The 24,529-nt window shown below is 70.2% G+C and carries 31 protein-coding genes; 7 read left to right on the top strand and 24 right to left on the bottom strand.

Annotation, left to right across the window (positions count from 1 at the left end; translation table 11 throughout):
• Positions 1 to 21 precede the first annotated feature (21 nt).
• Positions 22 to 1,407 carry an FAD-binding oxidoreductase gene (locus ACFY1S_RS11785; protein WP_387115760.1) on the bottom strand — a complete coding sequence of 462 codons (1,386 nt, stop codon included), beginning with the start codon at positions 1,405 to 1,407 and terminating at the stop codon, positions 22 to 24.
• Positions 1,408 to 1,596: 189 nt separating this feature from the next.
• Between ACFY1S_RS11785 and ACFY1S_RS11790 the strand changes: the two genes are divergently transcribed.
• Both ACFY1S_RS11790 and ACFY1S_RS11795 read left to right on the top strand, forming a co-directional pair.
• Positions 1,597 to 2,094, top strand: a complete 498-nt coding sequence (locus ACFY1S_RS11790) for a hypothetical protein (protein WP_387115763.1) — start codon at positions 1,597 to 1,599, stop codon at positions 2,092 to 2,094.
• A 73-nt stretch (positions 2,095 to 2,167) separates the two neighbouring features.
• Complete coding sequence (locus ACFY1S_RS11795) at positions 2,168 to 2,902, top strand: Type 1 glutamine amidotransferase-like domain-containing protein (protein ID WP_387115766.1); 735 nt, start codon at positions 2,168 to 2,170, stop codon at positions 2,900 to 2,902.
• Positions 2,903 to 2,909: 7 nt separating this feature from the next.
• Here ACFY1S_RS11795 and ACFY1S_RS11800 read toward each other — a convergent pair whose 3' ends face one another.
• The 6 genes from ACFY1S_RS11800 to ACFY1S_RS11825 are packed head-to-tail and all read right to left on the bottom strand — an operon-like array spanning position 2,910 to position 5,648.
• Positions 2,910 to 3,257 carry a hypothetical protein gene (locus tag ACFY1S_RS11800; protein WP_387115768.1) on the bottom strand — a complete coding sequence of 116 codons (348 nt, stop codon included), beginning with the start codon at positions 3,255 to 3,257 and terminating at the stop codon, positions 2,910 to 2,912.
• Positions 3,258 to 3,286: 29 nt separating this feature from the next.
• Positions 3,287 to 3,841 (bottom strand): nucleotidyltransferase domain-containing protein, encoded by a 555-nt coding sequence (locus ACFY1S_RS11805; protein WP_387115771.1) that lies wholly within the window; start codon positions 3,839 to 3,841, stop codon positions 3,287 to 3,289.
• Positions 3,838 to 4,407, bottom strand: a complete 570-nt coding sequence (locus tag ACFY1S_RS11810; protein ID WP_387115774.1) for an exonuclease — start codon at positions 4,405 to 4,407, stop codon at positions 3,838 to 3,840. Before ACFY1S_RS11810 ends, ACFY1S_RS11805 begins: the two co-directional genes overlap by 4 nt.
• Complete coding sequence (locus ACFY1S_RS11815) at positions 4,404 to 4,895, bottom strand: hypothetical protein (protein WP_387115776.1); 492 nt, start codon at positions 4,893 to 4,895, stop codon at positions 4,404 to 4,406. Before ACFY1S_RS11815 ends, ACFY1S_RS11810 begins: the two co-directional genes overlap by 4 nt.
• A gap of 8 nt (positions 4,896 to 4,903) precedes the next feature.
• Positions 4,904 to 5,221, bottom strand: a complete 318-nt coding sequence (locus ACFY1S_RS11820) for a hypothetical protein (protein WP_364375247.1) — start codon at positions 5,219 to 5,221, stop codon at positions 4,904 to 4,906.
• A gap of 4 nt (positions 5,222 to 5,225) precedes the next feature.
• Positions 5,226 to 5,648 carry a YbaB/EbfC family nucleoid-associated protein gene (locus ACFY1S_RS11825; RefSeq protein ID WP_387115781.1) on the bottom strand — a complete coding sequence of 141 codons (423 nt, stop codon included), beginning with the start codon at positions 5,646 to 5,648 and terminating at the stop codon, positions 5,226 to 5,228.
• Between the two features lie 152 nt (positions 5,649 to 5,800).
• Here ACFY1S_RS11825 and ychF point away from each other — a divergent pair, with 152 nt between their 5' ends.
• Complete coding sequence (ychF, locus tag ACFY1S_RS11830) at positions 5,801 to 6,886, top strand: redox-regulated ATPase YchF (protein WP_364375241.1); 1,086 nt, start codon at positions 5,801 to 5,803, stop codon at positions 6,884 to 6,886.
• A gap of 32 nt (positions 6,887 to 6,918) precedes the next feature.
• Here ychF and ACFY1S_RS11835 read toward each other — a convergent pair whose 3' ends face one another.
• The 3 genes from ACFY1S_RS11835 to ACFY1S_RS11845 form a co-directional block, all read right to left on the bottom strand.
• On the bottom strand, positions 6,919 to 7,509 hold the full coding sequence (locus ACFY1S_RS11835; RefSeq protein WP_387115785.1) for a GNAT family N-acetyltransferase: 591 nt from the start codon (positions 7,507 to 7,509) through the stop codon (positions 6,919 to 6,921).
• Positions 7,506 to 8,111: a TetR/AcrR family transcriptional regulator gene (locus ACFY1S_RS11840; protein WP_387115788.1), complete on the bottom strand. Its 606-nt coding sequence runs from the start codon at positions 8,109 to 8,111 to the stop codon at positions 7,506 to 7,508. Before ACFY1S_RS11840 ends, ACFY1S_RS11835 begins: the two co-directional genes overlap by 4 nt.
• 147 nt (positions 8,112 to 8,258) lie before the next feature.
• Positions 8,259 to 8,849: a DinB family protein gene (locus tag ACFY1S_RS11845; protein WP_387115791.1), complete on the bottom strand. Its 591-nt coding sequence runs from the start codon at positions 8,847 to 8,849 to the stop codon at positions 8,259 to 8,261.
• A 251-nt stretch (positions 8,850 to 9,100) separates the two neighbouring features.
• Here ACFY1S_RS11845 and ACFY1S_RS11850 point away from each other — a divergent pair, with 251 nt between their 5' ends.
• Positions 9,101 to 9,874 carry a class I SAM-dependent methyltransferase gene (locus ACFY1S_RS11850; protein WP_387115794.1) on the top strand — a complete coding sequence of 258 codons (774 nt, stop codon included), beginning with the start codon at positions 9,101 to 9,103 and terminating at the stop codon, positions 9,872 to 9,874.
• A 3-nt stretch (positions 9,875 to 9,877) separates the two neighbouring features.
• On the opposite strand, the gene ACFY1S_RS11855 is transcribed toward ACFY1S_RS11850, so the two are convergent.
• A complete protein-coding gene (locus tag ACFY1S_RS11855) occupies positions 9,878 to 11,113 on the bottom strand; it encodes a PP2C family protein-serine/threonine phosphatase (RefSeq protein ID WP_387115797.1) in 1,236 nt (411 codons plus the stop codon).
• A gap of 91 nt (positions 11,114 to 11,204) precedes the next feature.
• Positions 11,205 to 11,579 carry a VOC family protein gene (locus ACFY1S_RS11860; protein WP_387115800.1) on the bottom strand — a complete coding sequence of 125 codons (375 nt, stop codon included), beginning with the start codon at positions 11,577 to 11,579 and terminating at the stop codon, positions 11,205 to 11,207.
• Between the two features lie 115 nt (positions 11,580 to 11,694).
• On the opposite strand from ACFY1S_RS11860, the gene ACFY1S_RS11865 reads away from it, so the two are divergent.
• Positions 11,695 to 12,153: an SRPBCC domain-containing protein gene (locus tag ACFY1S_RS11865; protein WP_387115803.1), complete on the top strand. Its 459-nt coding sequence runs from the start codon at positions 11,695 to 11,697 to the stop codon at positions 12,151 to 12,153.
• Complete coding sequence (locus ACFY1S_RS11870) at positions 12,150 to 12,512, top strand: ArsR/SmtB family transcription factor (RefSeq protein ID WP_387115806.1); 363 nt, start codon at positions 12,150 to 12,152, stop codon at positions 12,510 to 12,512. Before ACFY1S_RS11865 ends, ACFY1S_RS11870 begins: the two co-directional genes overlap by 4 nt.
• Positions 12,513 to 13,355: 843 nt before the next feature.
• On the opposite strand, the gene ACFY1S_RS11875 is transcribed toward ACFY1S_RS11870, so the two are convergent.
• The 6 genes from ACFY1S_RS11875 to ACFY1S_RS11900 form a co-directional block, all read right to left on the bottom strand.
• Positions 13,356 to 13,625 carry a hypothetical protein gene (locus ACFY1S_RS11875; protein ID WP_387115810.1) on the bottom strand — a complete coding sequence of 90 codons (270 nt, stop codon included), beginning with the start codon at positions 13,623 to 13,625 and terminating at the stop codon, positions 13,356 to 13,358.
• A gap of 86 nt (positions 13,626 to 13,711) precedes the next feature.
• Positions 13,712 to 13,921, bottom strand: coding sequence for a hypothetical protein (locus ACFY1S_RS11880; RefSeq protein WP_387115813.1), 210 nt, complete (start codon positions 13,919 to 13,921; stop codon positions 13,712 to 13,714).
• A 105-nt stretch (positions 13,922 to 14,026) separates the two neighbouring features.
• Positions 14,027 to 14,755, bottom strand: a complete 729-nt coding sequence (locus ACFY1S_RS11885) for a class I SAM-dependent methyltransferase (protein ID WP_387115815.1) — start codon at positions 14,753 to 14,755, stop codon at positions 14,027 to 14,029.
• 228 nt (positions 14,756 to 14,983) lie between these two features.
• Positions 14,984 to 15,346, bottom strand: coding sequence for a PH domain-containing protein (locus tag ACFY1S_RS11890; protein ID WP_139585517.1), 363 nt, complete (start codon positions 15,344 to 15,346; stop codon positions 14,984 to 14,986).
• Positions 15,347 to 15,508: 162 nt separating this feature from the next.
• Complete coding sequence (locus ACFY1S_RS11895) at positions 15,509 to 15,832, bottom strand: hypothetical protein (protein ID WP_387115819.1); 324 nt, start codon at positions 15,830 to 15,832, stop codon at positions 15,509 to 15,511.
• Positions 15,833 to 15,971: 139 nt separating this feature from the next.
• A complete protein-coding gene (locus ACFY1S_RS11900) occupies positions 15,972 to 16,280 on the bottom strand; it encodes a 4a-hydroxytetrahydrobiopterin dehydratase (RefSeq protein WP_139585519.1) in 309 nt (102 codons plus the stop codon).
• A 183-nt stretch (positions 16,281 to 16,463) separates the two neighbouring features.
• On the opposite strand from ACFY1S_RS11900, the gene ACFY1S_RS11905 reads away from it, so the two are divergent.
• Complete coding sequence (locus ACFY1S_RS11905; protein WP_387115823.1) at positions 16,464 to 16,904, top strand: (deoxy)nucleoside triphosphate pyrophosphohydrolase; 441 nt, start codon at positions 16,464 to 16,466, stop codon at positions 16,902 to 16,904.
• 60 nt (positions 16,905 to 16,964) lie between these two features.
• On the opposite strand, the gene ACFY1S_RS11910 is transcribed toward ACFY1S_RS11905, so the two are convergent.
• The 6 genes from ACFY1S_RS11910 to ACFY1S_RS11935 form a co-directional block, all read right to left on the bottom strand.
• Entirely contained in the window at positions 16,965 to 18,032 is a 1,068-nt protein-coding gene (locus ACFY1S_RS11910) for a succinate dehydrogenase/fumarate reductase iron-sulfur subunit (protein WP_357988126.1), read from the bottom strand.
• Positions 18,029 to 19,957: a fumarate reductase/succinate dehydrogenase flavoprotein subunit gene (locus ACFY1S_RS11915; RefSeq protein ID WP_357988123.1), complete on the bottom strand. Its 1,929-nt coding sequence runs from the start codon at positions 19,955 to 19,957 to the stop codon at positions 18,029 to 18,031. Before ACFY1S_RS11915 ends, ACFY1S_RS11910 begins: the two co-directional genes overlap by 4 nt.
• A gap of 12 nt (positions 19,958 to 19,969) precedes the next feature.
• A complete protein-coding gene (locus ACFY1S_RS11920; protein ID WP_387115827.1) occupies positions 19,970 to 20,776 on the bottom strand; it encodes a hypothetical protein in 807 nt (268 codons plus the stop codon).
• 264 nt (positions 20,777 to 21,040) lie between these two features.
• Positions 21,041 to 22,453 (bottom strand): TldD/PmbA family protein, encoded by a 1,413-nt coding sequence (locus ACFY1S_RS11925; protein WP_387115831.1) that lies wholly within the window; start codon positions 22,451 to 22,453, stop codon positions 21,041 to 21,043.
• Entirely contained in the window at positions 22,450 to 23,886 is a 1,437-nt protein-coding gene (locus ACFY1S_RS11930; RefSeq protein WP_387115835.1) for a TldD/PmbA family protein, read from the bottom strand. The genes ACFY1S_RS11925 and ACFY1S_RS11930 overlap by 4 nt, the downstream gene beginning before the upstream one ends.
• A gap of 33 nt (positions 23,887 to 23,919) precedes the next feature.
• Entirely contained in the window at positions 23,920 to 24,468 is a 549-nt protein-coding gene (locus ACFY1S_RS11935) for a Uma2 family endonuclease (RefSeq protein WP_387115838.1), read from the bottom strand.
• Positions 24,469 to 24,529: the final 61 nt, after the last annotated feature.

Below are 24,529 nucleotides of genomic sequence, written 5' to 3' on the forward strand. Positions count from 1 at the left end.
GTACCGCCAGGCGGGCGAGGCTCAGCGGCGACGCCGGTGCGGCTGACCGGATCGCGCCTGCCGGCCGGACCGTACCTGCTGTCCCGACCGTTGGGGTCGCGCCGTCAGCAGGGGCGAGCGGAACACGCCGTCCGGGTCGTACCGTCGCCAGAGCCGCCGCACCCGCGCGCCCGTCTCGCCCGGGTAGATCCGGGCGAACGCCGCCGGGTCCGGCCGGCTCTCGAAATTGACGTACGAGCCGTCGGCCCGACCTGCGGCGCCCCGCCAGGCGGTGTCCAACGCCGCGTCGCCCTGCGGCGGGAACACCGAGGCCACGACCAGGACATCCTGGTGCCGGTGCGGGTACGCCGTCGCGTCCGCGGCGACGTCGTTCACCGCCCCGCCCAGCGAGCGGAGCTGGAGCACCGCCCGGCCCGGCCCGGTCACCGCCCGCATCAACGCCCGTGCTCCGCCATCGTCCAGCGCGCTGAACAGGCCGTTCGTGGTCGTGCCCCGCTGCTGTCCGACGTTCGAATGCAGGTGCGCGGTAGGCACCAACGTCGGGTAGGGCAGCAGGTCGGTCCGGTGTTCGAGCAACTTGCCGATGGCCAGCAGCGGCTCCACCACGGGGCGGACCCGGCGCAGGCTCTCGGCGGCGACCACTGCGGTGACGGACATCAGCGCCGAGCGCCCCTGGGCGAACAGCACGACGGCCGCGGACAGCTCCCGGGGGGCCTGCGCCAGACAACTCGCCCACTCGCGGAGGGTCCGGCCGTCCGGGTGTGCCTTGACGACGAGCTGCGCCACCCCGACGTTGCGCTGCTCGACGGCCTCGATCTCGAACGCCACCACGATCCCCGCCCCCGCACCGGCGCCCCGGACCAGCCAGAACAGGTCCGGCTCGTGCTGGGCGTCGGCGCGTACCAGCGTCCCGTCCGCGAGCACCACCTCCACCGCGCGGACGCGGTCGATGGTGAGTCCGTGGGCGCGGACCAGCCAGCCGACACCACCGCCGGTGGCGAGGCCGCCGACTCCCACGCCGCCGTGGTCGCCCGAGCTGATCACCAGGCCGTACGGGGCCAGCGCCTTCGCGACGTTCGCCCAGCGGGCGCCCGCCTCGACCCGGACCAGGCCGGCGCGCCCGTCGAGCACCCGCACCCGGTTGAGCATGGACAGGTCGATGACCAGGCCACCGTTGTTGGAGGAGACGCCGGACAGGCCGTGCCCGCCGCTGCGGACGGCGATCGGCAGCCGCTGCTCCCGGGCGTAGCGGATCGCGTCGGCCACCTGCGCGGTGGTCTTCGGCAGCAGGACGGCGGCCGGTGAGGCGGTGGTCGTGTACGTCGAGCGCAGCTGCGCGTACCGACGGTCGCCGGGCGTGACGAGCTGCCCGGTGAGTGAGTCGGGCACCCGGGCCAGGGTGGTCATCGCTGTCTCCTCTGCTCTGCCTCGCCACCCTCCCACCTCCGCGGCCGGTTCCCGCCACGGTGATCAGGAGGTCTGCGTCACGACGGGGTCTCCGGTGCCGCGAACCCCTTGATCCGGGGGAGGTTTCCGCCCGGAAGTGTCAGTCGTCCCGGGTAATGTCCGGCCACCAATTCAAGAAGGGGTGCGGCGATGGCGAGCGTGGCGGGTCGGGCGGCGGTGTCGACACCTGGCGCGTTCCCGCCGCTGCCCCGGGCGGTGGCCCAGTCCTTCTACCGCCGGATGCGGGCCGTCGGGCCGGCCGCGGTCGGTGCCCTCGAACGGGACCGGGCGGGCGACATCGAGCGGCCATTCGCCGACACCGCCTGCGGTCGTCTGGCCCACTCGCTCGACGACGCCGGTCTGCGGGCGCTCGGCATGTGGACGCACCACTGGTGCATGAGGTTCTACGACGACGACACCCGCGTCGGCAGGCGACTGCTCCGGGAGATTGCCCGTCGCCCGAGCCTCGGCTGGACGACTGACGAGGTGCTGTGGATGCTCCGGGAGTCGACCGCGGCCGGTCCGGCCGCGCCCGAGCGGTTCACCCTGCCGCGCGCCGCAGCCGCGCAGCTGCCCGCGGGTGAGTCGCCCGTCGACGGGCTGCCGGCCGACGCCGTGGTGGTGCCCCGCCAGCGCCGGGCCTGCTGAGCGGCGTCACCCTCGGCCCGGGTGTGGGCTGCGGCAGGATGGACGCCGTCAGCACCGACGAAGGAGACGACGAATGCCCGCCAGCGACCCGACGATCATCGCCACCAGCATGGGCTTCTTCCGGGGCGACCGAGGGCCGTACGACATGCGTCCCAGCCCGGTCTTCGAGCTGGCGGCGGAGCTGGCCCAGGCCGGGGAGCAGCCCCGGGTGTGCTACCTCGGGCAGGCCGTCGGCGACCAGCCCACCTCGTTGACAGCCGTGTACGGCGCGTTCGCCGACACCCGGTTCCGGCTGTCGCACCTCGCCCTCTTCCCGATGCCGAACGTGGACGACGTCCGCGCCCACCTGCTCGCCCAGGACGTCGTCTGGGTGGGCGGCGGCAGCGTGGCCAATCTCGTGGCAGTCTGGCGGGTGCACGGGCTCGACGAGATCCTGCACGAGTGCTGGCAGGCCGGCGTGGTGCTGGCCGGCGTCTCCGCCGGCTCGATCTGCTGGCACGTGGGCGGCGCCACCGACAGCTTCGGCCCCCGACTGCGCGGCTTCACGGAGGGGCTGGCCTGGCTGCCGTACGGCAACGGGGTGCACTACGACAGCGAGGCCCAGCGGCGGCCGCTGATGCACGAGCTGGTCGGCGACGGGACGCTGCCCACCAGCCACTGCACCGACGACGGTGTCGGCCTCGTCTACCGGGGCACCCAACTGGTCGAGGCGATCGCGGACCGCGAGGGCGTCTCGGCGTACGAGGTGAGCCGCGGCGCGGACGGCAGTGTGCGGGAGGCGGTCATCGCTCCCCGCCTGCTCGGCTGAGCGCGGGTCAGACCCGGTCCTCGAACGCGGCGCACACGGTCGCCCGCACCTGTGGTCCCTCGATCGCCCGCAGCAGCTCCCGGGCGAGGGCGATCTGGTGTGCCTCGTCGACCGTCCGGTCCATCGGAGTCAGCTCCACCCGCCACCGGAAGTAGAGGTAGTCGTCCTCGTCGGTGGCGGCGAGCTGCGGGTTGGCGTCCTCGTTGGGGTTGATCTCCAGCAGGTTGCCTCGGACGTCCACCGAGTCCCGGCGGTAGGGCACCGCGCCGGGCAGGCGGGTGCGGACCAGGTCGAGCAGCTCCGCCGCCGTGAGCGGGCCGTCGACCATGATGAGGAACTGCAACGTCGTCTGCACGTCTGCCACCTTGCCAGATGCGAATCCGCTCAATCGAGCGGGAGGAACGGGCCGTTGTCAAACTTGCCGCCCCGGCGCAGCACGGAGAACTGCACCTTGTGCGGTACGTGCGTGTCCATCAGTTCGCGCCGCAGGTGGGTGAAGTCGGTGCCCAAATCGAAGCTGGCGAGCTGACCGTTCTCGTTGATCCGGCGCAGCATCGTCTTGCGCAGCCGGGTGCCGTCCGGCGCCCGGGACAGGGAGCGTTCGGCGAGGTCGAAGAAGGTCTTGTCGTCGACGATGAGCGCCACGTCGATGTCGGAGTCCGGGCGGGCGGTGCCCTTCACCCGACTGCCGTGGGCGACCAGGTCCCCGTCGGGCAGCCCGGCCTGCCGTTGGGTCTGCCGGGCGCCCCGGGCGAAGCGGGTCCACTGCCGTTCGGTGAAGCCCTGCGGTATCTGGCGGGCGGCACGGGTGGTCGCCGTCTCGGCGGCCTCGCCCGCCACGTCGTCGGCCCGCCGCATCATGCTCCGGGCGGCCTGCGCCACGATGCCCCGGGCGGCAGTGGTGGCGCCGTCCGGCAGGTCCCGCCGACGGCCGGTCATCGTGGCCCGCCCGACTGCCGGCGGCGCAGTACGGCGTCGAAGACCTGCGCCAGCTCGGCGGCGTCCTCGCCGGCGTGGTGGGTGTGTGGCACGTCCTGCAGACCCAGCTCGTGCTTGATCTTGCCCTTGCGGGTCTGGACCCACTCGCTGCCGGTCAACCCCATCCAGTAGCTGCGCAGATCCACTCCTGACCCGGTGGCGCCGAACGGGCTGTGGCCGACGAAACGTACGAAGTACCAGTGCAGAAACATGCCGTCCCAGACGGCGGGCGCGGCGAGGAAGACCGGACGACCGATCCGGCGGAGCCCGTTGACCCAGGCCGCCGCCGATGCCATCGCCTCGGGGGCGGTCGGCGCCTCGCGCAGCAGGCGGTCCCGGTCCAGACCCGACACGGCCAGCGCGGCCGGCACGAACTCGTCGGAGATGGGCCGCAGCTCGGTGTAGAACGTCAGGTCCGGACGCCCGGCCACGGCCATGCCCAGCGAGATCATGCTGTACGGCCCGGGGATCGGCCCGTCCGCCTCCACGTCGACGCCGACATACAGCTCCGGCAGGGAAGAGGTCATCCCAGTACCACCCCGATGGCCTGGTCGATCAGCATGTTCAGGACGATGTCGGTGAGCTTCTTGAAGACGGGGATCTCCAGCAGCGAGGCGCCGAACGTCGGCGCGGCCGTCGCGAGCGCCTGGATGATCTGCACCAGCAGGATGATCAGCTGGACGATCACGTTGATCTTCAGGGCGAGGACGATCAGCGCGCACACGAACAGCGTCGCGGCCACCATCTGCGCGCCGGTGCCGCCGTCGCGGAGCACCGATATCGCCGAGCCGCCCGACTCCCAGCGCTGCTGGAACGCGGCGAGCGCGTCGCCCTGGTTGCCGTCCAGCACCCGCTGCGCGGCAGCCGTACCCTCCGCCGCCGCGTTGTTCAGCGACTCGGCCATCTCCATCCACATCTGACCGAGTTCGAACATCTTCGTCTCGTCCGACTTGGGCCAGGTGTAGCCCAGCTCGTTCAGCAGGCCGGCGAGTTCGCCGGGCAGCATGATTCCCATCGATCCGCCTACCAGCTCATCGTCGTGAACTGGGCGTCGTTGTCCTGCTCCACCAGGTCGTACTGGTCGGCCATCAGGCTCAGCCCGTCACCGAAGCCGCGCAGCCCTTCGACGACCGACCCGAGGCACTCGGCCGCGATCTCCTCGGCCACCTGGTACGACATGCCGATCAGGCCGCCGACGTCGTCGTCGCCGAAGATGTCGCCCATCGACGCCGTCCGTGCGCGGAGCGCCTCCCACTGCGCGGCGAGCTGCTCGGCCACAGTCGTCAGGTGGCCGCCGCCCTGCCGCAGCGCGGGCGGGTGCACCTGTAGGTCCTCGCGCATGCCATCACCTCGCTGCCTGCTGGATGCGCCGCACCGCGTCGGTGAGCGCGTCGGTCATCGCCGCCATGCTGCGCACCGACTCGTTCTGCAACTCGTCGAGCTGCTGGCCCAGCGCCACCGGGTCCACCGCCGGCGCGTCCGTAGCCTCACCTGCGGCAAGGCGCAGGTCGTCCAGCGCGGCGTTTACCGCCAGGGTGATCTGCTCGCCGAGCATCTCGGCGCCCATCCGCAGGGCGCGCGGGTCAACCGTCACCGACTCGACGCGTTGGCCGACCGCAACGACCTCGACCTGACCGCCCGCCGCGGAGCCGGTGCCCCGTGCCGGCTCGACGTCCAGGCCGTCGGGGACCTGCCCGGTGGAACGCATCGACGCCAGTGCCTGTCGGGTCTGCTGGAACAGCCTGTCGAACTCGGTCAGCTGGTCCACAACGCCCCCTCACGTCGCACGCGACACAGAGAGGGTAGCAACGGGATTCCAGCGTCGGGATCCGTCGAGTCGTGACCAGGGCCGGCGTCCGGCCCGGTGGAATCGGAGCCGCCTGGACCGGCCCGGTCGGGACCGGCGTAAGCTGGCCCGTCGTGAGTCTCACCATCGGCATCGTCGGCCTGCCCAACGTCGGCAAGAGCACGCTTTTCAACGCGTTGACCAAGAACGACGTGCTGGCGGCGAACTACCCGTTCGCCACCATCGAGCCAAACGTCGGCGTGGTCGGGCTGCCCGACGAGCGGCTGGGCAAGCTGGCCGAGATCTTCTCGTCGCAGAAGGTGCTGCCCGCCCCTGTGTCGTTCGTCGACATCGCCGGTCTGGTGCGTGGCGCGTCGAAGGGGCAGGGCCGGGGCAACGCCTTCCTGGCCAACATTCGCGACGCCTCGGCGATCTGCCAGGTCGTCCGCGCCTTCTCCGACCCGAACGTGGTGCACGTCGACGGCAAGGTCTCCCCGGCCGACGACATCGAGACGATCAACACCGAGCTGATCCTCGCCGACCTGCAGACGCTTGACAAGGCGCTGCCCCGGCTGGAGAAGGAGGCGAAGCTCCGCAAGGACCGCCTCGCCGCGGTCGCCGCCGCGAAGGCCGCCATCGAGGTGCTCGACGGCGGCACCACCCTGTACTCCGGGGCCGCCGCCGCGAAAATCGAGCTGGAGCACCTGCGCGAGCTGCACCTGCTCACCACCAAGCCGTTCCTGTACGTCTTCAACGTCGACGAGGCCGAACTGGCCAACGAGACGTTCCTCGACGAGCTGCGCGCCCTGGTCGCCCCGGCCGAGGCCGTCTTCATGGACGCCAAGATCGAGTCTGAGCTGGTGGACCTGCCCGAGGACGAGGCCCGCGAGCTGCTGGAGTCGATCGGGCAGAACGAGCCCGGCCTCAACCAGCTCGTCCGCGTCGGCTTCCGCACGCTCGGCCTCCAGACGTACCTCACGGCCGGCCCCAAGGAAGCACGCGCCTGGACCGTCCCGGTCGGCGCGACCGCGCCGGAGGCCGCGGGTGTCATCCACAGCGATTTCCAGCGCGGCTTCATCAAGGCCGAGGTGGTCTCCTACGACGACCTGGTCGCGGCCGGTTCGATGGCGGCGGCCAAGGCGGCGGGCAAGGTCCGCATCGAGGGCAAGGAGTACGTCATGCAGGACGGCGACGTGGTGGAGTTCCGCTTCAACGTCTGACCGCGGTCAGGCGCGCCCGCCGCACCCTCGCGCTACTCACCGGTCCTGAGACTCATCGATACGTACGCAGAGAAGCCCGCACGCTTGGCGAACTTCATCGGGCGCGTGTGCGACTCCCGGAATCCGAGCTTGCGGTAGAGGGCCAGCGCTGGCGTGTTCGTGTCCTTGATCTCGCGAAGCACGAACTCGTCGTAGGGCAGCTGCAGCACGCGGTTCATGAGGGCCGTCGCCACGCCCTTTCCCTGGTGCTGCGGCGCGGTGGTCACGAAGCCTATCTCCGCGAGGCCGTGCCGTGCACCGTCGAATGCCCCGAGGAACTGGCTCCTGACGATCACATAGCTGAACAGTCCGTGCCAGCGACCCAGTGCACGTTGCATTTCACGGCGGGAAGGTGCAAAGCATTCCTGATCCCCCTCGGTAACGCTGGCAATCCCTGCGGGTTGGCCATCGACGAGCGCCGCGTAGAAGCGCTTGAGGATGATCATGTGCGCGAACGCGTCTGTGAGGACCTCCGGGTCTGTTGAAAAGTACTCGAAGTCTTCGGCGAACCCGTTGACGAGGACTCGGGCAATGTCTCGGCGGGAATTCTCGCCGAGCTCGTCACCGCGTTTGATCTCGATCATGGACGTCCCTCCGCGCTCAGCAGGCGCAGCGCGATGTCGACGCCTGAATCGATCGGTGTCTTCTCGCTGACCAGGCGCAAGGTCGCGATGCCGGACAGCATCGCGAAGTAGTACGCGGTCAATTGAACGGGGTCGCCTGCCGCGAACTGTCCCGAGGCTTGGCCCCGCCGCACCAGGTCGGCGAAAGCGTTCCACAGCGCCTGTTGGCCAACCGCCAGCCGTGCGGCAGTGCCCGGCGGCGTATCCGTCAGAAACCCCTGGTTGATCACCCGGTAGAACTCGGCTGGGCCGTGGTCGCTCGCGAGGTCGGTGAGGAACGCGCGGGTGAATCCGCGGGCCAGTGCGAGCGGATCGCCATCTCTCGAGAGTCCGCCGGCTGCTGCGGCGAGACCGGTCAAGGCGCGCTCGAGCAGCGCTTCGAAGAGGGCTTCCTTGCTCGCGTGGTGTCGGTAGATCGATCCGATGCTGAGCGAGGCTTCTTCGGCGATTTGTCGGATGTTTGATGCAGCGTAACCGTGTCGAGCGAAGGCTCGGACGGCGGCGAGCTCGATCGATTCGCGCGTCGCGGCCCTCAGGGCCTGATTCTGTTCCGGCGTTCTCACCCCATCGCCTCCTTTTGGTGAACCAATGTTCATTTTAGTCGACGGTGGCCCCCGGCGGCAGTGGGTGCCCTGAGTTATGAGGCCGCTCTGTGACGGCGGAACCCGATGGAGTTCCGCTTCAACGTCTGAGTCCGGCCGTCTGCGCTGTCAGGCAGTGCTGGGGTCGGCGGCTCTGGCGGCTCGCTCGATGGTTGCGCGTCGGGCCTCCCAGAAGGCCGCGTCGTGTTCGGCGGGTGCCCTCCTGGCTATCGTCCCGGTCGATCCGTCCAGCTGTTCGCGCAGGATGTCGGCGTGCCCGACGTGCCGGCTGGTCTCGATGAGCATGTGGACCAGGATGGCGAACAGCTTCACATCGGGCTGCGGCCACCAGGGCGCGCGGCCGGGTGCGTCGATGGCGAGGGCCGTGATCGTGGCGTCCGAGTGCTGCCACACGCGACGGTAGCTGTCGATGATGTCCTCGCGCGTCTCCTGCTCGGTCGCCCACATGTCCAGACCCTGCCGCAGGGCGTCGTCGTCCCACCGGGGAAGCGCTTCGGGGAAGGGTCGGTCGAAGACCTCGCCGAAGTAGGTGGCCTCCCATATCGACAGGTGTTTGACCAGGCCGAGAAGGTTGGTTCCGGTCGAGGTCAGGGGACGGCGGATGTCGTACTCGGACAGTCCGTCGAGTTTCCAGAGCAGCGCTTCGCGCATCTCTCGCAGGTCGCTGTGCAGGTACTCCTTCGCGAATTCATCGATCATGCTCGGGGAGCCTGCCACGCGCCGGCCGCTGTCGCTGCCCGCGCGTTGGAGGGCTGAACTACACCCAGGGCGGGGTGTGCTGGCGCAGGTACTCACGAGCCCGGGGGATGGGGTCCTGCCAGTACTGGTGGGGCAGGCGGGAGTGGTGCGTCTCGCAGAAGTCGGCGAGGCTGTCCCTGATCCTGACGCTCTCCAGCGGAACCGTTCGCGTCGGGCACCTACCACAGTGGTGCTCGACGTAGGGTGAGCGCGTGGACGACCGGATCCTGCTCAGCTCCTCGTTCGGTGCGGCGGCGACCGCGTACGCCGAGCACCGCCCGGACTACGCGCAGGACGCGGTGCGGTGGGCGCTCGAGCCGGCGCCCGGTCCTCGGGTGCTCGACCTCGGGGCCGGCACCGGCAAACTGTCCGCAACGCTTGTCGCGCTGGGTGCGGAGGTTGTCGCTGTCGAACCCGATCCGGCGATGCTCGCCGAGCTGCGCCACGCGCTGCCGGCCGTCCGTGCCCTGCCGGGCAGTGCTGAGGCGATCCCGTTGCCTGAGGCGTCAGTCGACGCCGTACTGGCCGGCAACGCGATGCACTGGTTCGACATGGCCGTCGCGGGGCCGGAGATCGCCCGGGTCCTCGCGCCCGGAGGTGTCCTGGCCGGGCTGTGGAACGTCCTGGACGACCGGATCGACTGGATCGCCGACCTTCAACGGGTCAGCGGAAGCGCGGCCATCGGCCCCCGTGATACGGTGAGCAGTTGGCGCGCGGCGACGGCGGACATGCTGGTACCGGGCGCCGGCATGGTCGCCCGGTTCAACTCTCCGACGCATGTCGAGTTCCCGCACGGGCAGCTCCGCACCGCCGACTCCCTCGTCGCGACACTCGCGACGCGGGCAGGCCTGCTGGTCATGGGAGAGCCGGACCGGGAAGCCGTACTGGGCCGGATCCGCGATTTCCTCGGCAGCAGGCCCGAAACCGCCGACGGCGAGTTCACCCTGCCGATGCTGACCGCCGTGCTGCGTGCCCGGCGGCTGTGACGGTCAGCTGACCTGGTCGGTCGGGTCCGGGGCTGTTCGACGGATGACAAGCAGGGCGACGTCATCGTTGGGGTTCTCGGTGTCCAGGGCCGTCATGACTGTGGCGCAGACGGTGTCGGGAGAGGCGAGGGGAACCGCGGACGTCAGACGGGCGAAACCGGTGTCGATCAGTTCGCCGCGGCGTTCGACGAGCCCGTCGGTGTAGCCGACGAGGACCGCGCCGGGCGGAAAGTCCACAGTTGTGCTGCGCCGCTGCGGCGTCCGGTAGCCGATGCCCAGCGGTGGGTCGACCTGCACGGCGAGCAGCCGGGCGGGCTGCGATGGCGCAACCAGCACGGGGCTCAGGTGCCCGGCCAGGGAGATGCGGATGGTCGCGCCGTCCGGGGAGATCATCGCGTACATCGCGGTGCTGAGGCTGCCGGTCTCGAAGTGGTTGACCTTCCGGTCGAGGAGGGTCAGCGCCTCCGCCGGGTCGTCCGAGACCAGGGCGTACGCGCGCAGGGCACTTCGGATCCGCCCCATCACCACAGCCGACTGCAACCCGTGCCCCGACACGTCACCGACGACCACTCCCAGCCATCCGGATGGGAGGGTGAAGACGTCGTACCAGTCGCCGCCGACGCCGGAGACGTGACCGGGAACGTACCGGGCGGCCATCTCCAGATTCGGCGCCCTGGGCAACTCGGTGGGGAGCAGACTTCGTTGCAGGGCCAGGGCGGCGTTCTGGTTCAGGCTGTGAGCCCGGGCCTGGCTTGCCACGCCGATCCGGTCGGCGACCAGTTCGAGCAGCCGGACGTCGTCCGCGGCGAACCTGCGCGGGGTGAGGGTCCCGACGTGCAGGACGCCGATGAGTTCACCGCGCGTGAAGACCGGTACGCCGAGCAGGGATCGGACCCCGTTCTCCAGTAGGAGCGGGTTGACCACCTTGTCGGCGGTGACGTACTCGATGATCACCGGCTGGCGGGTGAGGGCGATCCGGCCGGCGAAGCCCTGGCCGATCGAGACCCGGAAGGCCTGCCGGACCTCCTCTTCCAACCCCTTGGCGGCGGTGGCCACGAGTTGTCGGGCGTGCACGTCCAGAAGCAGGATGGCGGCGGTGTCGACGTGCAGCAGTTCGCGGACCCGGTCGAGCAGCTCGTCGAAGAGGTCGGCGACATCGAGCCGGGACAGCGTCGCGTCGGTCACCGCCTCGATGCGGCGTAACCGCTCCGCATCCGTGACACCGCTGGTCGCTACCACGTCAGAATCGTAGCCGCGTCGTCCGCTGCCGCTCGTCACGCGTTCGTCGACCAACGCGTCGACCGGTGGGACCGGCCGGGCTGGCAGGCAGCTACTGCTCCGCCCAGGCGCCCAGCTCGTTGCCGCTGGGGTCGGTGAAGTGGAATCGCCTCCCGCCCGGGAACTCGTACGGCCCGTTCGTCACCTGGCCGCCGGCGTCCTTCACGGCCTGCGCCGACTGGTCCAGATCGTCGGAGTAGAGCAGCACGAGCGGGCCGCCCCTCCGGATGTTCTGGTCCAGACGGAGGCCACCCACCTCGGGCGCGGCGTCGCCGTGCGGGCTGCGGATGCCTGCATAACCGGGCCCGTAGTCGGTGAACTCCCAGCCGAACGCGTCGGCGTAGAAGCGCTTGGCCTCGGCGATGTCGGTCACCGGAAGCTCGACGTAGTCGATGACGTGGTGCCGGTGCGGAGCTGGCTCAGACATGGCAGGCATTCTGCGCGCCGGGTCCGACAAACACCGGGAGGCGCAACGCAAGGTTGCGAATCACGCCCGAGTGTCGTAGGTTCAGTGCAACCAAAGGTTGCGAAAGGTTGTGGTCATGGAACAGGGAACCATCGAACGGGACATCCATGTCGACGCGTCTCCCGAGGTCGTCTTCGAGGTGGTCAGTCGACCCGAGCACATGCGGGAGTGGTGGCCCGACGACGCGCGGTTCGAGTCGGTCGCGGGCGCACCCGGCGAGCTGGTGTGGCGCAACGGCGACACCGGTGAGACGACGACAGTCGCGCTCGCCGTCGTCGAGGTCGACCCGCCGAGGCGGTTCTCCTTCCGGTGGTGCTACACCGACGCGGATCGCAGGGGGCAGTCGCTGCTCGTCACCTTCGACCTCACGCCGAGCGGCGCGGGCACCCAGGTACGGATGACCGAGACCGGGTTCCGCGAGATGGGCTGGGAGATCGCCGTCCTCGAGGAGCAGTACCGGGACCACGTGAACGGCTGGGACCACTACATGCCGAAGCTGGGCGCGTACGTCGCGCGGCTGGTCGCCGCCGCATGAGCACTGCCGTCGACGATGAGCTGTGGTCGGCGATCGGCGACCCGACCCGGCGTACGATGATCGATCTTCTTCTGTCCGATGGGCCGGGCACCGCGACGTCGCTGAGCAGGCGGTTACCCGTCACCCGCCAGGCCGTCTCGAAGCACCTGGCGGTCCTGGACCGGGTCGGGCTCATCCACGCCGAGCCGGCCGGCCGCGAGCGGCACTACCAGGTCGACGAGGCGCAACTCGCCCGCGCGGTCGCCCAGTTGTCGGCGGTCGGCGCCACCTGGGACGCCCGTCTGCGCCGGATCAAGCGGATCGCCGAGGCGATCGAACGCGGCCGGCCGGCGCCGGACGACGCCCGCATCAGCGACTGACACCGACCTCTGTGGGGGCCGGGTCGCCGGAGGGTCGCGTGCTCCGCCGGGAGAGCGCGATCCCCCGGCGACCAGGCCGAGCGCCACGATCGCCGCCGCGCAGAGCAGCAGCGTCGGGCGTGCGCCGAGGGCACCGACGAGCGGGCCGCCGAGCATCGTCCCCAGCGGCACCGCCAGCACGAGGACGGCGCCGTTCGCGGCAAGCACCGCCGGGAGTTGCGCGACGGACGCGCTGCTCTGGAACAGCGCCATCGACGTCGACATGTACGGCGCCCAGATGAGGCCCGCCAGGGCGAACGCCGGCCACGACACCCCGATCGGTGCGCCCAGGCCAAGGGGCAGCATCGCGACGCCGAACGCGACGACGATGCCGATGGTGGTGGCGCGCAGCGGCCAGCGACGAAGGTACCCGGCGATGAGGCCTCCGGTGAGACCGCCGATGCCGAACGCGTGTAGTAGGCGCCGAGCAGTGTCGCGGACGCGTGCAGGTCGTCGGCGATGTGGATCGGCATGGCCACGTACACCGGTCCGAAGAGGAAGAAGAACCACAGACTCAGCACCAGGAGACCCAGCAGCGCGGGGTTGCGGCGGATGACGGCGAAACCGGCGGTACGCGAGGCGCCGCGCTCGTACCCGTCGACGCTGCCTGCGGGAGGCAGGGCGAGGCGGTACGTCAGTGCCAGCGCGGCGAAGGTGGCGGCGTCGATGGCGATGACCCACACCGCCCCGACCCAGCCGATCAGGATGCCGCCAGTGGCGGACCGACGATTGTGGCGAACCCTCCGATGGTGCCGAGCACCGCGTTGGCCGGCAGGTGGTGGCGCTGCGGCAGCAGTTCGGCGATCAGGGACTGCCGCGGCCGCGCAGCAGCCTTGCGAAGAGGACCGTCCCGGCCGCGCTGGGCAGGGTGTACGCCGCCACGGCCAGCGCGATCCAGGTTTCACGCTGACCGGACGGGGCGAGTTCGACGGCGAGCCAGATAACCGCAACCACGGCCATGCCGTCACCGAGCGCGGACACCGCCAACCCGGGCAGGACCCGCCGCAGCAGCGGGTGACTCACCACCGGCCAGTACGGCGAGGTGCGCGGGAAGCGGACCGGATTCGACGACATGCCCCCAGTCGACCTGACGTGGCCCGTCGCGGGCCAGCGGAGGCTGCTCTCAGCAGATTCCGCTTCAAGCGGTACGGGGCCGGGCCTCAGCCGGACTTCCGGTCCCGGCTGTCGCCGTCACGGGAGGCCCGGAAGGACGAGCCGATGGCGGCCACGATCGAACCCACCGAGGCGAGCGACACCGCTGCCCCGCCAGCGGTGTCGGCGCCGCCGTCCCCGGTCACCTTGAGGATGATGCCGGTCACCATCAGAACGACCGACACGGCCAGGATCGCCTGGATGGCCCGTCTGCTCATGGCATCTCACCCTTCGGGCGGCGGGAGATCGACTCGGGTTCCTGAGGTCGGGGTGCCATCGTGGCGATGACACCCGAGTCTCCGGAACCCGAGTCGATCACTCCGCTAGTGGACGCGGTAGACGGAGATGTGCGACGGGCTGTCGGCGGTGAACGGCCGTCGGTGCCAGTCGGCGTACCGCTCGGTGAGCCGGAGCCCCGCCTGCTGCGCCATCTCGTCGATCTGGTGCGGCCAGGCGTACCGCATGGCGAACGGCTTCAGGTGGACACCCGCGCTGTCGAACGTGATCGTCTGCCTGATGAACCGCTGCGCAGGCCTGTCGTACTGATGCAGTCGGATCGTCGCGGAGTCCTCCGTGACGGCCCACACCTGCACCCGCTCGTCCGAGTCGAAGCTACGCGGGTCCGGCACGAACGTCTCGATGACGAACGCTCCGCCCGGTGACAGCACCCGCGCGACGTTGCGGAAACAATCCGCCTGCCGCTCGGCGTCCACCAGGTTGAACAGCGTGTTGAAGACCAGGTAGGCGAGCCGGAACTCACCCTCCACAGGTACGTCCGCCATGTCGCCGACGACCACCGGGATCTGGTCACCACCCGGTTTCGCCCGCATCTGCGCGATCATCTCCTCGGACGCCTCCACGCCGTGCACGGTGAGCCCGCGTTCGGCAAGGGGCAACGCGACACGGCCGGTGCCGATCGCCAGTTCGAGGACCGGACCGCCGTCGGCCAGGTCGGCCAGGAAGGCCACAGCGTACGTCGGGTCGGGGTTGCCGATGTCGTAGTCGGCGGCCCACAGCCGGCCGAAGAGGCCGGGATCGTCGAAGACCGACATCAGCGGCCTCCGGGGTTGGTGTCAGTGGCGCGTGACCGCGCCGTGGTCAGGGGAGCAGATCTGCTCACGAAGTCTCGATTCCTCGGATCGGATGACGATGGTTTCGGGGGACTTCGTCGTGTCTGGCATGGCGGCTGCTCCCTTCGCGCGGCTGTCGACCGAGGACACCAGAGACGGCCGGGGCCCGGCAAGGCATTTACGCCGGCCGGGCCCTCAGCTGTCGTACGGTCAGGAGATGTGGTGCAGGATCACGTTGTGCACGTGGTGGCTCTTCTGCGCGCCACGGAACTCCACCTCGTAGGTGTGCGTGCCGACGTGGATGGCGATGGCGCCGGTGGAGAAGAACGAGCCTCCCCACGACTTGTTGCTGACCACGCTCACGCTGGTGATCTTCGAGTACGGGATGCTGGTGATCGCGAAGCGCTTCCCGACGAACGAGCGGTCCTGGATGATGACGCGCCGGTCGGTCAGCCCGATGAAGCCGGTGCCGGTGCCGACGGCGTCGTAGACGGCGATGATCTGCTCACCGTCGAGCAGCCCGCTCTGGATCTGCTGGACCTGCTCCTTGCGGTCGTACGCGATGTTCGCCATGCGAACCAGGTTAGGAAACCGGCGCCAGCCGGTCGCCGTACCTCATCGGGGTTCGCGCCTGCCGCGGCGCGGACGAACTCGCGGACGCCGGCGGTGATGGGAAAGCCCCGCGCCACCCGCCGGAGAGCGGGAAGCGCGGGGCTTCGAGGGAGCGGCGGTACGTCAGTGGTCGTTGCGGGGGTCGTGGCTCGCGCTGCGGCTGCCCGACTTGGCCAGACCGCGGCTCACCAGGTAACCGATGGTCAGCAGGGTGATGTACCACCACGCCTTGTCGGCGGCAAAGTAGTCGGCGCCGTTGTCCGCGGCGCCGTCGCCGACGGCGTTCGAGGCGATCAGCACGCCGATCACGGCCAGCACGTACACGGCCAGCTCGGTGGTCTTCCAGGACGGCTTGGTCTCGTCGCCGTGGCGGTGGACGCGGCGTACGTCGTGCTGGCCGGCGTGCTCGACGTGGTCGTTGGCGCGATTCTGCGTGGGCGTGGTCATGTCAGCTCCTGAAATGCGCTATATCAGAGGGGTATCTCCGGTATGGGGGCGGTTGTCTGCTCCCGCACGAGATTGGTACCCCAGGCGCCTTTCGCGAAACCTGTACATCTCAGCAACCAACTCAGGAAACTCAGGAAACTCAGGACTCGGTGACCGCCCGGTACGCGTCCTCGATGCGGGCGGCCAGCAGGACCTCGCCCTCGGTCAGCGGCTCCCCGTTGCCGTGCCCGACGCGAATCTGGGTGCTGTCGGACCGCCGACTGATCTCGGGGCGCAGGTGCAGCGCGTCGGCGACCACCTTCACGCGTTCGGTGAGCGCCGCGTGTTGGGTATCGTCGATCACCAGAGTCCGGCGGATCTGCTCGCCTTCCCGCGTCCAACCAGATAGCAAGGTCAACGCGTCGGAAAGGTAGTCGTGCTTGGACCGGCTGTTGAACAGCACGCGCATCACCGCACCCCCCAAGCGTCGTTGCCGGCTTGTGGCCAAATCGTCGCCATCCCGTGCCTTGTCGGTGCCCTCTAGTCTGTCGTCGCTCGGAAGGGGTGTCCACGCCCACACTTCCGGGTTCTCCTGGCCTAGCGGCCGGTTACGGTACCCAAACCGCCGATTGATCTGGCACCCTGGACGCCCGTGCGGACCGAACGGGCGAATGGCGGCGGGCAGACCGAACGACGGGACCTGAAGGTGATCGTGGGAGCGGCGATCATCCGGGACGGGCGGGTGCTCGCCTGTGCGCGTTCCGCCCCACCCGAGGTGGCGGGCATGTGGGAGTTCCCCGGCGGAAAGGTCGAGCCGGGGGAGGGCGAGACCGAGGCGCTGATCCGGGAGTGCGCCGAGGAGCTTGCCGTACGCGTCGAGATCGGCGACCGGGTCGGCCGCAACGTGCGGATGGCCCACGGACGCTCCGTGCTCAAGGTGTACGCGGCCCGCCTGGTCGGTACTGACGAACCGCAGGCCCTGGAGCACGAGGCGCTGCGCTGGCTCACCGCCGACGAGTTGGGCTCGGTCACCTGGCTCCCCGCCGACGCCCCCATCGTCGCGGCCCTCCGCCCCCACCTGAAAAAGCGCTGACCTCCCGGAACGGGACGGGGGCCGCGGCTGGTGCCGCGGCCCCCGTTGTCGTTCGGGTGATCAGTGCTTGTCGTCCTGCTCCGGGTGGGCGAAGTTCAAGTGCTCCGGAGGCAGCGGGAAGGTCACGTCGTCGCCGAACGGCGACGGCGCGGCGGCCCGGTCGAAGGTGAGCTCGGTCAGCGGCAGCCTGCCCCGGTCGTCGACCGCCGGAGCCGTCGGGTGGGGCACCTCCCGATCCCAGTTGACGCCGCTCTGTGCCTGCGCCTCGGCCCGGGGGTCGTGGGAGCCACCCGCGTGCGAGTGGACCCCGCCCCGGGTCGCGCCCGACGACGTCGCCGAGCCCTGACGGGCGGTGGTCACGCTGGTCTGGGGCGTCTCGCCCCGCCGGAAGATCTTGCTACCAAGCCACACAAGGGGATCGTACCTGCGGTCGACGACCCGTTCCTTCATGGGGATGATCCCGTTGTCGGTGATCTTGATGTGCTCCGGGCAGACCTCGGTGCAGCACTTGGTGATGTTGCAGAATCCGAGGCCCTGTTCGGCCTGCGCGTACTCCTTGCGGTCGGTCCGGGTGTCCAGCGGGTGCATGTCCAGCTCGGCCGCCCGGATGAAGTACCGCGGCCCGGAGAACGCCTGCTTGTTCTCGTCGTGGTCACGGATCACGTGGCACACGGTCTGGCACAGGAAGCACTCGATGCACTTGCGGAACTCCTGCGAGCGCTCCACGTCGACCTGCTGCATCCGGTAGTCACCAGGGGCGACGTCCGCCGGCGGGGCGAACGCGGGCGTCTCCCGTGCCTTCTCGTAGTTGAACGAGACGTCGGTGACCAGGTCCCGGATGACCGGGAAGGTGCGCAGCGGGGTGACCGTGACGGTCTCGTCCTCACCGAAGGTCGACATCCGGGTCATGCAACCCAACCGCGGCTTGCCGTTGATCTCCATGGAGCAGGAGCCGCACTTGCCGGCCTTGCAGTTCCACCGGCAGGCCAGGTCGGGCGCATCGGTGGCCTGCAGGCGGTGGATGACGTCGAGGACGACCTCGCCCTCGTTCACCTCGACCATGTAGTCCTGCAGGTCGCCGCCGCTCTCGTCGCCCCGCCAGATCCGGAACTGACGCTTCGCGCTCATCGGTTGTCCGCCTCTCCAGCGTCGGCGACGAGAGCGTCGAAGTCGGCGAGCTCCTCGTCGGTGAGGTACTTGGCCAGCTCGGCCCGGTCGAAGAGGCCGATCAGCTCCGGTCGCATCTTCGGCAGCGGCTTGCGGGTCAGCCGTACGGTGTCGCCGTCCAGCGAGCAGACCAGGTTGACCTGCCGCCACTTCGGCTCCATCGCCGGGTAGTCCTCCCGGGTGTGCCCGCCGCGCGACTCCTGCCGCTCCAGCGCCGCCTTCGCGGTGCACTCCGAGACCACGAGCATGTTGCGCAGGTCCAGGGCGAGGTGCCAGCCCGGGTTGTAGCGCCGGCCACCGACCGCGCTCACCTTGGCGACCCGCTCGCGCAGCTCGGCGAGGCGGACCAGCGCGTCGGCCAACTCGCCCTCGCGCCGGATGATGCCGACCAGATCGCCCATGACCGCCTGGAGGTCCTGCTGGAGGGTGTACGGGCTCTCGCCGGTGTCGCGCTGCAACGGCGCCAGAGCGGTCTCCACGGCGGCCTCGACCGCGTCCACGGCCACCTTCGGCCGGGCGGCCAGCCCGTCGGCGTAGCTCGCCGCGTGCCCGCCCGCTCGCTTGCCGAAGACCAGCAGGTCGGACAGGGAGTTGCCGCCCAGCCGGTTGGAGCCGTGCATACCGCCGGAGACCTCACCGGCGGCGAACAGCCCGCGTACGTGGCCGAAGGCGGCACCCGAGTCCGGGTCCACCTCGACGCCGCCCATCACGTAGTGGCAGGTCGGCCCGACCTCCATCGGCTCGGCCGTGATGTCGACGTCGGCCAGCTCCTTGAACTGGTGGTACATCGACGGCAGCCGGCGGCGGATCTCGTCGGCCGAACGCCGGCTCGCGATGTCCAGGAAGACACCACCGGCGGGGGAGCCCCGACCGGCCTTGACCTCGCTGTTGATCGCGCGGGCGACCTCGTCGCGGGGCAGCAGCTCCGGCGGACGCCTGTTGTTGTCCGGGTCGGTGTACCAGCGGTCCGCCTCCTCCTCGGTCTCCGCGTACTGCTTGCGGAAGACGTCGGGGACGTAGTCGAACATGAACCGCTTGCCCTCGGAGTTCTTCAGGACGCCACCGTCACCGCGCACCGACTCGGTGACCAGGATGCCCTTCACCGACGGCGGCCAGACCATGCCGGTCGGGTGGAACTGGAGGAACTCCATGTTGATCAGCGTTGCCCCGGCGCGCAGCGCCAACGCGTGCCCGTCCCCGGTGTACTCCCACGAGTTCGAGGTGACCTTGTAGGAGCGTCCGACGCCACCGGTGGCCAACACGACCGCCGGCGCCTCGAAGAGGATGAACTCGCCCGACTCCCGGTAGTAGCCGAACGCCCCGGCGACCCGGTCACCGTCGAGCAGCAGCTCGGTGATCGTCGTCTCGGAGAACACCTTGATCCGGGCGTCGTACGAGCCGAACTCCCGGTGGTCCTCCTGCTGGAGCGAGACGATCTTCTGCTGGAGGGTGCGGATCAGCTCCAGGCCCGTCCGGTCGCCCACGTGCGCCAGGCGCGGGTACTCGTGGCCACCGAAGTTGCGCTGGGAGATCTTGCCGTCCTTGGTGCGGTCGAAGAGCGCACCGTACGTCTCCAGCTCCCAGATCCGCTGCGGCGACTCCTTCGCGTGCAGCTCGGCCATCCGGAAGTTGTTCAGGAACTTGCCGCCGCGCATCGTGTCGCGGAAGTGCACCTGCCAGTTGTCCCGGCTGTTCACGTTGCCCATCGCGGCTGCGGCGCCGCCCTCGGCCATCACCGTGTGCGCCTTGCCGAACAGCGACTTGGAGATGATCGCGGTCTTCTTGCCGGCGAGCCGGGCCTCGATCGCCGCGCGCAGACCGGCGCCGCCGGCCCCGATGACGACGACGTCGTAGTGGTGTCGTTCGATGCGAGTGGTAGTGGTCATGTCAGGGGCCCTTTAGTTGATGAACCGCAGGTCGGAGAACCAGCCGGCCGCGAGCGCCATGATGTAGAAGTCGGCGAGCGCCAGGGTGCCGAGGGTGATCCAGGCGAGCTGCATGTGCCGGACGTTCAACGCCGAGACGAACGTCCAGGCCTTGTACCGCACCGGGTGCTTGGAGAAGTGCTTGAGCCGACCGCCGATGATGTGCCGGCAGGAGTGGCAGGAGATCGTGTACGCCCAGAGCATCACCACGTTGAGCACGAGGATGACGTTGCCCAGCCCGAAGCCGAAGCCCTTCGGCGAGTGGAAGGCGAGGATCGCGTCCCAGGTGTTGATCAGCGAGATGATCGCGGCGGCGTAGAAGAAGTAGCGGTGCAGGTTCTGCCCGAGCAGCGGGAAACGCGTCTCACCGCTGTACTCCTTGTGCCCGTCCGGCACGGCGCAGGCCGGCGGGGACAGCCAGAACGACCGGTAGTACGCCTTGCGGTAGTAGTAGCAGGTGAGCCGGAACAGCAGCAGGAACGGCAGGGTCAGCGCGGCGTCCGGGATGATCCACCAGCCGGGCAGGAACCGGCCGAAGTGCGAGGCGCCCTCGATGCACCGCTCCGTGACGCAGGGCGAGTAGAACGGGGTCAGGTAGTGGTAATCCGCGACCCAGTAGAAGTCGTGCATGAAGACCCGGACCGTCGCGTACGCGACCCAGGCGCTGAGCCCGATCACCGTGATCAGCGGGGCGAACCACCAGCGGTCGGTACGCAACGTCTTCGCCGCGATGGCGGCGCGCGCCCGCGCTCCCCGCGGCCTCGTTGCCGTTGAAGTCATTCGAGTCGTCTCCTCGACGGGCCCGTACGGGCGGGCTGAACTTTCTCCGGTCGGCACGCGGACCGGCGAACCCGCACCCGCTGCCACGTCATGCGCACACCAACGACCACGCCGGATCGACCGACGCAGCTAAGTGACACACGTTACGCCGATCTTCCCGAGCCGTCCGCGCAAGGGAGTGTCCCGTGTGTCCGGCCTGCGGAAAAGCCCTGGCACGCCGATCGATGGCCCGTTGTTAAGAACGTCACTGTCCGCCCGGCCGGCTCACCCGGAGGCACCCCCGGTGAAGTGCCAGGACGCCAGCCGCACCGGGGGCGCGGCCCACCAAGCACCGTCCACCCGGTCCGGTTGGAGCACCGGCCGCGCGCCCAGCCCGAGCACCGCGCCCGGCCCGAGCGCCCGGGGGTACGACTCGGTGAACCGCAGGTCACGGACCGCCCGTACGACAGCGCCGTCCTCGATCAGCCAGACCCCGTTGCGGGTCAACCCCGTGATCACCAGGCTCTTCGGGTCGAGCACCCTCGTGTACCAGAGATCGCTCACCAGCAGCCCCCGGCGTACCCCGGCGACCAGCGCGGCGGTGTCCGCGTCGCCGACCGCGCCGGCCGCCGCGCCTGTGGTGCTCCGGCCCGCCGCGCTTACCGGACCAGCCACCGCGCCGGACAGGCGCAGGTTGTGGGCCATCGGACCCCAGGTGGCGCCACCGGCGACGGCGTGCCCGGTGGACTCCGCACCCGCCTCGACGGCCGTGCGCCGGTCGTGCGCCACCGCGCGGGTGGTGCCCGCCTCGACCAGGGTCAGTGCCCGCCGACCGGTGCCCTCGGCGTCGAACGGGAGCCCCGACGCGCCCAACGGGTCGTCCACCAGGGTCACCGACCTGTCGAACTGGGCCACGCCCGGCTCGGCGAAGGACTGCCGCTCGACGTACCGCTTGCCGTTGAAGCCGTACCAGGACAGGTTCTGCAACAGGTCCGCCACGGCGGCCGGCTCGAACACCACCTCGTACCGCCCCGGCGGCAGTTCGACCGGGTCGACCGCCGCCTGCGCCTTCGCGGCGGCGTGCGCGCCCAGCTCGGCGCCGTCGAGGTCGGACAGCCGGTCGGCGTAACGCCGTGCCACCCCGTCCGCGCCGTCGCGGCGGGCGATGCCGTCCATCGCGGCGTCCGCGGAGCGGCCGTACGCCGAGTGGCCGGCCGAGTTGGCGAACGCCGACGACCGGTGCGCGGTACGGCAGTAACCGGCGGTGCTCAGGCCCCCGGTGGCGGCCACGAACGCGCCCACCCGGTCGGCCCGCTGATCCGGCTCGGCGTACGCGGTCGCCTCGTCGACGGGCGGCGCCACAGGCACGGGCGTGGGCGGCGCCAGCCCCGGCCAGGCCGGGTCGAGCGGGCCGAGTCGGGCGGCGGCCAGGGTGCGCTCGACCAGCGCGCGCAGCCCGTCGGAGGTCACCACGCTGCCGCTGCCGGCGGCGGTCCGCCCGTCCAGGTACAGCCGCAGCCGGACACCGACTGTCGACTCGGAGACGTTCTGGTGGATGGCCGAGTTGGCGAACCGGGTAAGCGCCAGATCGGCCCGGGTCACCACCGCCTCGGCCTGCGCGCCCGGCCCACCGAGCCGCCGGACCAGCTCGACGACCTGCCCGGCCAACTCCAGCTCACCAGGTCCGCTCGCGCTCACGCTGAGACCCCCACCCGGACGTTGCGGAAGCGGGCCGGCGCCGCTGGATGGCCGGTGTGCCCGATCTGGCCGGGCTGGCCCTTGCCGCAGTTCGGGGTGCCCCAGGGCACCGTCTCGCCGGAGAGCATGTCCATCGAGCGCCAGAACAGCGGCCCGATCCCGGTGTACGTGGGATTGCGCAGCATCCGCCCCCGCCGGCCCTTCTTGATCTCCCAACCGACCTCGCAGCCGAACTGGAAGTTGAGCCGCTTGTCGTCGATCGACCAGGACCGGTTGAGGTCCATCAGCACACCGTCGTCGGTCGCCGCGATGATCTCCTCCAAGGTGTGCGGGCCGGGTTCCAGGCCGACGTTCGTCATCCGCACCATCGGCAGCCGGGCCCACCCGTCGGCCCGTACGCTGCCGCCGTAGTCGAGGCTTGCCATGGCCGCCGAGTCGCGGCCGGCGAGCACACCCACCCAGCGACCGTCGCGGACCGCGTCCCGCTTGACCGCGGGGGAGCCTTCGTCGTCGAAGCCGAAGCTGCCCAGCGCGCCCGGGATGGTCGGGTCGATTGTGATGTTCATCAGGTCGGAGCCGTAGCGCAGCGAGCCGAGCTGGGCCAGGTCCAGCCAGGACGTGCCGGCGAACGCGGCCTCCCACCCGAGGATCCGGTCCAGTTCGATGGCGTGCCCGACCGACTCGTGGATCTGAAGGGCCAACTGCTCGCCGCCGAGGATCAGGTCGGTCTCGCCGGCCGGGCAGGGCGGCGCGGTGAGCAGCGCCCGGGACTCCTCGGCGATCTGCGCGGCGTGCGCGGCCAGGTCGAGCGACTCGACAAGCTCCCATCCGGTGGTGCCGTACTGCCCCCGGTAGCTGGGCCAGGAGCGCCGCTGCGTCTCGCCGTCGCCGATGGAGGTGGCCGAGATGCCGCCGCCGCACTCGCGGATCCGCTGGTCGATCCGGTGCCCCTCGCTGGAGACGAACCATTTGGCGGTGTCCCAGATCTGGTACAGGCCCTCGGCCAGGTCAGCGCCGTGCTCGGTCATCGTGCGGGTCGCGCCGACCAGCAGATCGCCCTTGTCGGACAGCGGAACCCCGAGCGGGTCGATCTGGCAGCCGGAGGCCCAGCTCGCCGTCACCGCCTCGACCGGCACCAGGTCGACCGCCGGGCCGGGCACGCGTGCGCTCGCCATGGCCGTCCGTGTCGCGCGCCGGCCGGCGTCGCGGGCGGCGGCGTCCGACACATCGGGTACGGCGTGGAAGCCCCAACTCGCCCCGACCAGCGCCCGGACTCCGAGGCCGATGCTCTCGTCCTGGGTCAGCTCCTCCACGTCGCCGTTGCGCGCCGTCATCGACTCGTAGCGGCGGTGCATCACCCGCGCGTCGGCGTACCGCGCCCCCGCGTCGAGAGCGGCCTGGACGGCGGCGCTGGCCGCGTCGAACTCGGTCATGCGACCGACCCTAGGCCAGTCGACCGACACCCGTCAGGGGAGCAGATCTTCCGGCCGGATGGTGGCCTTCACCGGCTCGGTCAGCACGAGCAGGTCGCCCGGCCTGGTCACGGACTGCTCGGTGTAGTGGCTGCCCTGCCGACGGTAGAGGTGCAGCGTGCCATTCGCCTGCTCCACCAGCAGGTACCACTCGATCCCGGCGGAGGCGTAGTAATGCATCTTGAGCACCTTGTCGGTGGATGCGTTGCTCGCCGAGATGATCTCGCACACCAACCGCACGTCACCCGCTTCGACGTTGAGTTCGTCGAAGTCGATCGGGCCGGTGACCACGAGGTCGGGGATGGGAATCCGGCCTGGCCTGAGTCGGACGTTCACGGCTTCCAACACGTGCAGACCGGCCTCGCGAGCCGGAGCCCGTAGGGCCGCGCGCAGTTCACCGGAGATGTTCTGGTGTCGGGGGGTGGGGGCTGGGGTCACGTGGAGGCTCCCGTCGAAGAGTTCGACGCGTTGCTGCGTCTCGCCGAGGGCGAGGTACTCCTCTTCGGTCCACGGGCCTTCGTGGTTGAACACCGCCGCGGTCATCGTCACCTCCACCTCGTGCCAGGGGGAATCCTCTGCTGAGTGCTCGGCCAATGATCGCACC

The organism is Micromonospora sp. NPDC000663 (genome assembly GCF_042898105.1).
Classification (GTDB): Bacteria; Actinomycetota; Actinomycetes; order Mycobacteriales; family Micromonosporaceae; genus Micromonospora.